This is a genomic window from Pseudomonas mandelii (genome assembly GCF_002251635.1).
Classification (GTDB): domain Bacteria; phylum Pseudomonadota; class Gammaproteobacteria; order Pseudomonadales; family Pseudomonadaceae; genus Aquipseudomonas; species Aquipseudomonas mandelii_B.
Genome location: NZ_NMOJ01000057.1, coordinates 1 through 9,903 on the forward strand (window position 1 = coordinate 1; position 9,903 = coordinate 9,903).

At 58.8% G+C, this 9,903-nt stretch carries 11 protein-coding genes; 2 read left to right on the plus strand and 9 right to left on the minus strand.

Going from position 1 to position 9,903, the window contains the following annotated elements; genetic code table 11:
- Positions 1-90: 90 nt before the first annotated feature.
- From acpP to B7L09_RS08905, 6 genes are all read right to left on the minus strand, one after another.
- Complete coding sequence (gene acpP, locus B7L09_RS08880; RefSeq protein WP_094468504.1) at positions 91-327, minus strand: acyl carrier protein; 237 nt, start codon at positions 325-327, stop codon at positions 91-93.
- A 191-nt stretch (positions 328-518) separates the two neighbouring features.
- The gene (fabG, locus tag B7L09_RS08885; RefSeq protein ID WP_094468505.1) at positions 519-1,262 is read right to left on the minus strand and encodes a 3-oxoacyl-ACP reductase FabG; all 744 of its coding nucleotides are present in this window, start codon (positions 1,260-1,262) and stop codon (positions 519-521) included.
- Positions 1,263-1,278: 16 nt separating this feature from the next.
- Positions 1,279-2,217, minus strand: a complete 939-nt coding sequence (gene fabD, locus B7L09_RS08890; protein WP_094468506.1) for an ACP S-malonyltransferase — start codon at positions 2,215-2,217, stop codon at positions 1,279-1,281.
- A gap of 126 nt (positions 2,218-2,343) precedes the next feature.
- On the minus strand, positions 2,344-3,354 hold the full coding sequence (gene plsX / locus B7L09_RS08895) for a phosphate acyltransferase PlsX (protein ID WP_094468507.1): 1,011 nt from the start codon (positions 3,352-3,354) through the stop codon (positions 2,344-2,346).
- Positions 3,355-3,358: 4 nt separating this feature from the next.
- Positions 3,359-3,541, minus strand: a complete 183-nt coding sequence (gene rpmF / locus B7L09_RS08900; RefSeq protein ID WP_008152339.1) for a 50S ribosomal protein L32 — start codon at positions 3,539-3,541, stop codon at positions 3,359-3,361.
- Between the two features lie 13 nt (positions 3,542-3,554).
- Complete coding sequence (locus B7L09_RS08905) at positions 3,555-4,085, minus strand: YceD family protein (protein WP_032886799.1); 531 nt, start codon at positions 4,083-4,085, stop codon at positions 3,555-3,557.
- A gap of 105 nt (positions 4,086-4,190) precedes the next feature.
- Between B7L09_RS08905 and B7L09_RS08910 the strand changes: the two genes are divergently transcribed.
- Positions 4,191-4,769 (plus strand): Maf family protein, encoded by a 579-nt coding sequence (locus B7L09_RS08910; protein ID WP_094468508.1) that lies wholly within the window; start codon positions 4,191-4,193, stop codon positions 4,767-4,769.
- 48 nt (positions 4,770-4,817) lie between these two features.
- On the opposite strand, the gene sppA is transcribed toward B7L09_RS08910, so the two are convergent.
- The 3 genes from sppA to rluC are packed head-to-tail and all read right to left on the minus strand — an operon-like array spanning position 4,818 to position 7,443.
- Positions 4,818-5,807: a signal peptide peptidase SppA gene (sppA, locus tag B7L09_RS08915; protein ID WP_094468509.1), complete on the minus strand. Its 990-nt coding sequence runs from the start codon at positions 5,805-5,807 to the stop codon at positions 4,818-4,820.
- A 24-nt stretch (positions 5,808-5,831) separates the two neighbouring features.
- Positions 5,832-6,494: an HAD-IA family hydrolase gene (locus B7L09_RS08920; RefSeq protein ID WP_094468510.1), complete on the minus strand. Its 663-nt coding sequence runs from the start codon at positions 6,492-6,494 to the stop codon at positions 5,832-5,834.
- Positions 6,481-7,443 (minus strand): 23S rRNA pseudouridine(955/2504/2580) synthase RluC, encoded by a 963-nt coding sequence (rluC, locus tag B7L09_RS08925; protein WP_094468511.1) that lies wholly within the window; start codon positions 7,441-7,443, stop codon positions 6,481-6,483. Before rluC ends, B7L09_RS08920 begins: the two co-directional genes overlap by 14 nt.
- Before the next feature lie 700 nt (positions 7,444-8,143).
- On the opposite strand from rluC, the gene rne reads away from it, so the two are divergent.
- The coding region (rne, locus tag B7L09_RS08930) for a ribonuclease E (protein WP_094468512.1) at positions 8,144-9,903 on the plus strand (1,760 nt) is incomplete at its 3' end.

Sequence of the window (9,903 nt, forward strand, 5' to 3'; positions counted from 1 at the left end):
ATGATGACTTTGCTTCAGAGCTAAAGAAAAAACCGCACGCCGTGATGGCAGTGCGGTTTTTCCATGACAGCAAGCAACGATTACAANCTATTAAGCCTGGTGGTTAGTAACGTAATCGATTGCGGCTTGTACAGTAGTGATCTTTTCAGCTTCTTCGTCCGGGATTTCGGTCTCGAATTCCTCTTCCAGAGCCATCACCAGCTCAACGGTGTCAAGGGAATCGGCACCCAGGTCTTCTACGAAGGAAGCAGTGTTGGTCACTTCTTCTTCTTTAACGCCCAGTTGCTCGGCGACGATTTTCTTGACGCGCTCTTCGATGGTGCTCATACCTTGTTTAACTCCTAATGGACAAATTCAGGCAGCTGGCCAGTGGGTAAGTGTATAGAAAGCCTTTTCAGCTTTTCAACTGAAAGCTTCACCCTTGTACCCGGCAGACCACCTGCCTATAAATAAATTGCAGCTTTATAACGGATTTTAGACAGCTCGTATGACATTTTTTTGAAGCGATCCGTCACAATTTAACTCATGTACATCCCGCCGTTCACCGGGATTGTAGCCCCAGTCACGTATGCCGCACCGTCGGATGCCAGGAAAGTGACCACATTCGCGATCTCTTGAGCCTGGCCCAGACGGCCCAGCGGAATCTGTGTCAGCAAAGCTTCACGCTGTGCTTCCGGCAGTTCACGGGTCATATCGGTGTCGATGAACCCTGGGGCTACCGAGTTGACCGTAATCGACCGCGAACCGACTTCACGTGCCAATGCACGACTGAAACCTTCCAGACCGGCTTTGGCGGCTGCGTAGTTTACTTGGCCTGCGTTGCCCATGGCACCCACTACAGAGCCAATACTGATAATTCGTCCCCAACGGGCTTTGGTCATACCGCGCAAAACGCCCTTGGACAGGCGGAACAGACTGTTCAGGTTGGTATCGACGACGTCATGCCATTCGTCATCTTTCATGCGCATCATCAGATTATCGCGGGTGATGCCGGCATTGTTGACCAGGATCGCCGGCGCTCCAAACTGCGAAGTGATGCTCGCCAGTACAGCGGCAACGGATTCGTCGCTGGTGACATTGAGTTCCAGGCCAGTGCCTTGAATACCGTTTTCCTTCAGGGTAGCGGCAATACGCTCGGCGCCGGAAGCGGACGTCGCGGTACCTACAACGATAGCGCCCTGACGACCCAGCTCCAGGGCGATAGCCTGGCCAATACCGCGGCTGGCGCCGGTAACCAGTGCAACTTTACCTTGCAGACTCATGCAGGCTTCTCCTAATTCAGGCCAGCGCTGCACGGGCGGCAGCGAAAGCGTCTGGGGTATTGAGGTTGGATGTCGATACGCCTTCGGCGCAACGTTTGTTCAGGCCGGCGAGTACTTTGCCAGGGCCGCACTCGACCAACTGGGTCGCGCCCTTGGCGGCCAGCGCCTGGACCGATTCAACCCAGCGTACAGGCTTGTAGAGCTGCTCAAGCAGATCGCGCTTGAGGGTTTCCAGATCGGCCGCCACGGCCGCGCTGACGTTCTGCACCAGCGGGATCTGCGGCGCCTGCCAATTGATGGCGGCGATGGACTCGGCAAAACGCTCGGCGGCCGGGCGCATCAGCTCACAGTGGGACGGCACGCTCACCGGCAATGGCAAGGCGCGCTTGGCGCCACGGGCCTTGCAGCCTTCGATGGCACGCTCAACAGCCGCCTTGGCGCCAGCGATCACGACCTGGCCCGGGGAGTTGAAGTTGACCGCGCTGACCACTTCGCCTTGCGCCGCTTCGGCACAGGCGGCCAACACAACGGCATCGTCCAGACCCAGGATAGCGGCCATGCCGCCCTGCCCGGCCGGAACGGCTTCTTGCATCAACTGACCACGACGCTCGACCAGCTTGACCGCTTCAGCGAGGGTCAGGCTGCCCGCAGCCACCAGAGCGCTGTATTCGCCCAGGCTGTGACCGGCCACGTAAGCCGGGCGCGCGCCGCCTTCCGCCAGCCACAAGCGCCACAGGGCGATCGAAGCGGTCAGGATGGCCGGCTGGGTTTTATCGGTTTGATTGAGTTGCTCTTCCGGCCCCTGCTGGGTCAGTGCCCACAGGTCGTAACCCAGGGCATCGGAAGCTTCCTTGAAGGTTTCCAGGATCAGCGGATGTTGCGCGCCCAGCTCGGCCAACATGCCGAGGGACTGCGAACCCTGCCCTGGAAAGACGAATGCGAGGGATGTAGACATGTAACAAGCCCCTAATGATCTTGTCGTCGGAGAATTTGACGTCCCGCTTGGGGGACGCAAGAAACTGACAGTTGGATGGCCAATTGAACTGAGCGGTCACATTTAAGCATTGTCCGACGAAAACGCCTAAAGCAACAAATCCTCCAGACGACCGTGAATGCGTTCCGGAAGGTTTTCCTGGATCTCGATCAGCGCTCGNGNAATCGCACTCTGAAAGCCCTGCACACCGGCCGAGCCGTGGCTTTTCACCACAATGCCCTGCAGCCCGAGAAAGCTTGCGCCGTTATGTCGCGCAGGCGCCAGATCGGCCTGCAAACGCCTCATCAGCGGCAGCGCCAGCGCGCCGACCATTTTCGAGGCGAGGTTTTTCTTGAACAAAGCTTCGATGCGCCCGGCAATCATGGTCGCCAGGCCCTCGCTGGACTTGAGCAGGATATTGCCGACAAACCCGTCACACACCACCACATCCGCCTCGCCCCGGTACAAACCGTCACCTTCGACGAAACCGATGTAATTCAAGCCCCGAGCCCCTTGTAACAGGCTGGCAGCGAGCTTGACCTGTTGGTTGCCCTTGATGTCTTCGGTGCCGATATTCAGCAGGGCCACNCGTGGGCGAACAATGCCGAGGGTCTCTGCCGCCACCGAGCCCATCACCGCAAACTGCAATAAATGCTCGGCGCTGCAATCGACGTTTGCACCCAGGTCGAGCAACTGGCAATAGCCTTTCTGCGTGGGAATCGCCGCGACCATCGCTGGCCGATCGATACCGGGCAGCGTCTTGAGCACATGCCGCGACAATGCCATCAACGCTCCGGTGTTGCCGGCACTGACACAGGCTTGCACCTTGCCATCACGCAACAACTCAAGCGCCACCCGCATTGAAGAGTCAGGCTTGCCACGCAAGGCCTGGGCAGGCTTTTCGTCCATGGTGATAACTTCGGACGCCGGAGCAATTGACAGGCGTGAGCGATCCACAGCCGATTGGCCAGAGATCAATTCTTCAAGGAGGGAGGGTTGACCGACGAGGGTCAGGTGCAGCGAGGGCGTTGCAGACAGGCTGGCGATGCAAGCCTGAACAATGCTGCGGGGACCGAAGTCCCCGCCCATTGCGTCAATCGCGATGACTTGAGCAGACAAGTGATTACTCGTCAGCGCCCTTGTCGATCACTTTACGACCACGGTATACGCCTTCTGGCGATACGTGGTGACGCAGGTGAATTTCACCGGTGGTTTTTTCTACAGACAGAGTGCTCGCCGTCAGGGCATCGTGCGAACGACGCATGTCACGGGCGGAACGGGATTTTTTGTTCTGCTGAACAGCCATAATTGATTAACTCCTAAACGTTTGGGTCACGCTTTAACTGCGCCAATACACTGAACGGGTTGGACCGCGTTACCTCGTCCTCGCTCGGTTCGGCCTCGTCATCGAGACCCTCCGGCTGCTGGCATTCTTCCGGATGATGAGCAGGCACAATGGGCAAGGCGAGCAAAAGCTCCTCCTCGATCAGTGCATGCAGATCCAAAGGATCTTCGCCCAGTTCCAGCACGTCATAACCTTTCGGCAACGACTGGGTATTCGCACCCTCCTTCACCACGGCATAACTGCATTCGCTGTGGATCGGCAGGGTGACCAGCTCAAGACAACGCTGGCAAACCATTTTGACTTCGGTGTCGATAAAGCTGTGGATTACCACAGATTTACGTTCATCTCGTTCAAAAACAAATTTGGCCTGCACCGTACCGACAGTGTCGGAAAGCGGGTCGCAGAGTCTCTCCAAATCGGCCAGCAGCAATTCACCTTGAAGGGAAGTGCCACGATCTGCCAATTTGCGCGGGTCAACGTGAGGTGGAATCGGGTCATTCAACATAGGCGCAGCATTATAGGGATGCACCCAGCCATGTCAAAGGAAATTCAGCCCTGTGCGTCAGCTGGTCGCCCCGCTAGAATCCCTGACTGTCTTCCGGAGACGCTAATGCTGCCTTTATTACTCGCATCCAGCTCGGTTTATCGCCGGGAATTGCTGGCCCGCTTGCAGCTGCCATTCACCTGCAGTTCGCCGGATATCGATGAAAGCCATCGCCTGGATGAGTCGGCCATCGAACTGGTAAAGCGCCTCGCCGAAGGAAAAGCCCGGGCACTTGCCGGCAGCCACCCCGCCCATCTGATCATCGGCTCCGACCAGGTCGCCGTCCTCGGCGAGCGGATCATCGGCAAACCCCACACCTTCGAGAAGGCCCGCGAACAACTGCTGGCATCGAGCGGTGCCAGCGTGACCTTCCTGACGGGCCTGGCGCTGCTGAACAGCCAGACCGGCGACTGCCAGGTCGACTGCGTGCCTTTCACCGTGCACATGCGCACCCTCGACCCGGCACGCATCGAGCGCTACCTGCACGCCGAACAGCCCTACGACTGCGCTGGNAGCTTCAAGGCTGAAGGACTGGGTGTGAGCCTGTTTCAAAGCACCGAAGGGGCGGATGCCACCAGCCTGATCGGCCTGCCGCTGATTCGCCTGATCGACATGTTGCTGGCCGAAGGCGTGCAAATACCCTGAACACAAAAAACCGGCCACTGAGGCCGGTTTTCTGGTGCAACCAAAGCATCAGCGCAATGAAGGCCCCTGGAAGCCCATCCACATCGCCAATTGCTCAGCCACGCTGGCACCGAGCTTTTTCGAGAAGCGATCGAACGGCGATTCCTGAACGGTGAAATCCACCAGTTCTTTCTCGCCAATTACATCCCGCGCCACCGAACTGGCACTGCCCAGGCCATCGATCAAACCCAGCGGCAACGCCTGCTCGCCCGACCACACCAACCCGGAGAACAGCTCCGGATGGTCTTTATCTTTGAGACGGTCACCACGGCCCTTCTTCACGCTATTGATAAACTGCTGGTGCGTGGTATCCAGAACGCCCTGCCAGAACTGAGTCTCCTCAGGCTTCTGCGGCTGGAACGGGTCGAGGAACGACTTGTGCTCGCCGGACGTGTAGGTCCGACGCTCCACACCCAACTTCTCCATGGTGCCGACAAACCCGTAACCGGCCGCCGTTACACCGATNGANCCGACCAAACTGGCCTTGTCGGCATAGATCTGGTCAGCGGCGCTGGCGATGTAATAGGCGCCCGAGGCGCCCAGGTCGGAAATCACTGCGTACAGCTTGATGTCCGGATGCAATGCGCGCAGACGCCGAATCTCGTCATACACATAACCCGACTGCACAGGGCTGCCGCCCGGACTGTTGATGCGCAGGATCACGCCTTTGACCTTGGGGTCTTCAAACGCAGCACGCAGGCTGCNAACGATGTTGTCGGCGCTGGCTGGCTCCTTGTCGGCGATCATGCCGGTCACGTCGATCAACGCCGTGTAGTGGGAACCGCGGGTCGCGCTTTTTTCCATGTCCATCAGCGGNNTGAACAGCGCCAGCATGGCAAGCAGGTAAACAAAGGTCAGCAGCTTGAAGAAAATCCCCCAACGCCTGGAACGGCGCTGCTCCTGGACGCTGGCCAGAAGCGTCTTCTCCAGCAGCTTCCAGCTTTTGTCATCACCGCTCTCTGCCCTCGCCTTGGCGGGCGCCTTCCATTCGTCGGTCATGACATCTACCCCAGCAAAAACCTGTTAAGCCCGCTGACCCAGCCAGGCATGCAATTCTGAAAAACGATCAATGGCCAGTCGCGGCTCGAACAGCTTCAGCGCGTCGATCGATTGCGCGCCATAACTGACCGCCACCGAATCCATGCCGGCGTTACGCGCCATCTGCAGATCGAAGGATGAATCGCCGACCATCAGCGCCTGCTCCGGACGAACCTCGCAATGCGCGAGAATCTGCTCAAGCATCAGCGGATGGGGCTTGCTGGCGGTTTCATCGGCGGCACGGGTGATATCGAAATAATCTTCCCAGCCGTGAGCCTTCAGCACCCGGTCCAGCCCGCGACGAGCCTTGCCCGTGGCCACAGCCAGATGATAACCCTCGGCGCGAAACGCCTCCATCGACTCGACCACACCTTCAAACAACGGCGAAGGCACGGCTTCGGCAGCGATGTAGTGATCCGCGTAGTGCTGACGGAACGCCACCAACTCCGCATCGCCAATGTCCGGGTACAACGTGCGAATGGCCTCAGGCAAGCCCAGACCGATAATGCCTTTGACGGCAAAATCATCGCGCAACTGAAACCCGGATCGTTCGGACGCGACATGCATCGCCTCGACAATCCGACCAATGGAGTCAGCGAGTGTGCCATCCCAATCGAAAATCAGCAGCTTGTAATCAAGGTGCGACACTCAAACGCTCCACGGTCTTGGCCCACATCTCATCGACCGGTGCCTGCAATTTCAGCTCGCCACCATCCGGCAGCGGCACAGTCAGCAGGTACGCGTGCAGGAACAGGCGTTTGCCGCCCAAATCGCGGATTTCCTTGCTGAAACCTTCGTCGCCATACTTGGTGTCGCCAGCGATGCAGTGCCCGGCGTGCAAGGTGTGGACGCGAATCTGGTGAGTCCGACCGGTAATCGGCTTGGCCTCGACCAAGGTGGCGAAGTCGCCGAAGCGGCGCAGCACCTTGAACAGGGTCAGGGCTTCNTTGCCCTCCTCCTCGTCGACCTCGACCATACGCTCGCCGGAACGCAGATTGCTCTTGCCCAGCGACGCCCGGACTTGCTTGATCGAGGCCGCCCAATTACCACGNACCANCGCCATGTAGCGTTTGTCCACACCATCGCCACGCAGGGCGGTGTGCAGATGGCGCAACATGCTGCGTTTTTTGGCGATCATCAACAGGCCCGACGTGTCACGGTCAAGGCGATGAACCAGTTCCAGCTCCTTGGCATCCGGACGCAACTGACGAAAGGCCTCGATCACGCCGAACGTCAGGCCGCTGCCACCGTGAACCGCAATGCCGCAGGGCTTGTTGATCACGATCAGTTTGTTGTCTTCGAAGACAATCGAGGCTTCAAGGCGCTGCAACAGGCCTTGGGCCAGTGGCACCGGCTCGTCGCGCTCAGGCACGCGCACGGGCGGCACACGGACGATATCGCCCGCCTGCAGCTTGTACTCGGGCTTGATCCGACCCTTGTTCACGCGCACTTCGCCTTTACGCAAGATGCGGTAGATCAAGGTCTTGGGCACGCCTTTGAGCCTGGCCAGGAGAAAGTTGTCAATGCGTTGGCCGGCATATTCCGGCGAGACCTCAAGCAGCTGGACGCNGGGGGTCTGGGGGGCGGTAGTCGTCATGGCGGCGATGATAACAATTTTTTATGGAATTGAAGCACTTAATCATTGCTGCTATAGTCGCGAACGCCGCCAAAAGCGGCCTGGACAGAGGACTTGCGGCAAATTGCCGGCCCTGACCATCGCAATTCACCAGGACGCGAGGCCGTCCTACGGGGCTTTCGCTACGTAACGGTGGAGTTTGCAGCTGTAACAAGCGCAGGTGACATGAGGCCTGAATCAAGCCGTAAAGCAGAGTTTTCACTCGCCTTGCGAGCCATATTCATGGCCAGTTCACAAAGTGCAGTCAGCTAAGGACGACCCCGAGCGAACGCTTCGGAAACAACGCCTAAATTAGCCATGATGCGTGACCTCCCCCTTCGGAGCTCACGGTAAATGCCAACCCGCTGCGGATTCTGCGCGCGGCAGCACCCGAATTATCAGGGATACGTGTAGGGTGGAGATGCACAACCGTCGGACCGTGTAGCACTAGGCTTATATTTAGACGCTTCATCTCGTCCACAGCCGCTGGTTGATTCCTCCTCCTGACTGAGTGCTTAAGTAGCCACAGCAAGCAGGACGCGTAAGTCGCGATAACGGCCCAATTGGCCAGACATCGCTGGACACGGGAATGGCCAACCACTCCNGACGCACCTGACACCGACCGTGAGAAGTCGTGTGTGCCGAACGCCGTTTCCGGCAGCCCGGAAACCGACGGTACAACATGAAAAGAATGCTGATTAACGCAACTCAACCCGAAGAGTTGCGTGTTGCACTGGTAGATGGCCAACGCCTCTACGACCTGGACATCGAATCCGGTGCACGCGAGCAAAAGAAGGCCAACATCTATAAAGGCCGTATTACTCGCATCGAACCAAGCCTTGAGGCTGCCTTTGTCGATTTCGGCTCCGAGCGCCACGGCTTCCTGCCCCTCAAAGAAATCTCCCGCGAATACTTCAAGAAAGCCCCTGAAGGCCGCGTGAACATCAAGGACGTCCTGAGCGAAGGCCAGGAAGTCATCGTTCAGGTCGAAAAAGAAGAACGTGGCAACAAGGGCGCAGCCCTGACCACGTTCATCAGCCTGGCTGGCCGTTACCTGGTCCTGATGCCGAACAACCCACGTGCCGGCGGCATTTCCCGTCGCATCGAAGGCGAAGAGCGCAACGAGTTGCGTGAAGCGCTGAACGGCCTGGTTGCACCGGCCGACATGGGCTTGATCGTTCGCACTGCCGGCCTTGGCCGCAGCAGCGAAGAAATGCAGTGGGACCTCGACTACCTGCTGCAACTGTGGACCGCTATCAAAGAAGCGTCCCTGGATCGTTCCGCGCCATTCCTGATCTATCAGGAAAGCAACGTGATCATCCGCGCCATCCGCGATTACCTGCGCCAGGACATCGGCGAAGTGCTGATCGACAGCGTTGAAGCCCAGGACGAAGCCCTGACCTTTATCCGCCAGGTGATGCCGCAGTACGCCAGCAAGATCAAGCTGTACGAAGACAGCGTTCCGCTGTTCAACCGTTTTCAGATCGAAAGCCAGATCGAGACCGCCTTCCAGCGCGTCGTCGAACTGCCTTCCGGCGGCTCCATTGTTATCGACCCGACCGAAGCCCTGGTGTCCATCGACATCAACTCGGCGCGCGCTACCAAAGGTAGCGACATCGAAGAAACCGCCCTGCAGACCAACCTGGAAGCGGCTGAAGAAATCGCCCGCCAGCTGCGCCTGCGTGATATCGGCGGCCTGATCGTGATCGACTTCATCGACATGACCCCGGCCAAGAACCAGCGCGCCGTGGAAGAGAAAGTCCGCGAATGCCTGGAAGCTGACCGCGCCCGCGTACAAGTTGGCCGTATCTCGCGCTTCGGCCTGCTGGAAATGTCCCGTCAGCGCCTGCGCCCATCCCTGGGTGAAAGCAGCGGCATCGTCTGCCCGCGTTGCAACGGCACCGGCATCATCCGTGACGTTGAATCGCTGTCCCTGGCGATCCTGCGCCTGATCGAAGAAGAAGCCCTGAAAGACCGCACCGCCGAAGTCCGCGCACAAGTGCCGATCCCGGTTGCAGCCTTCCTGCTCAACGAAAAACGCAACTCGATCACCAAGATTGAACTGCGCACCCGTGCCCGTATCGTCATCCTGCCGAACGATCACCTCGAAACGCCGCACTTCGAAGTGCAGCGCCTGCGCGATGACAGCCCGGAAGCCNCAGNCGGCCAGTCCAGCTACGAAATCGCTGCTGCCGCTGCGGAAGTTGAAGAAGTCCAGCCGGCCGCCGCGACCCGCACCCTGGTTCGTCAGGAAGCCGCAGTCAAGACCGCTCCGGCCCGCGCCAACGCTCCGGTTCCGACCGAAGTCGTCGCTGCCGCACCGGTTGCCGCCCCTGCCGCCATGCCTGAGCCAAGCCTGTTCAAAGGCCTGGTGAAGTCGCTGGTGAGCCTGTTCGCCACCAAAGAAGAGCCTGTGGCTCCGGTTGTGGTTGAAAAACCAGC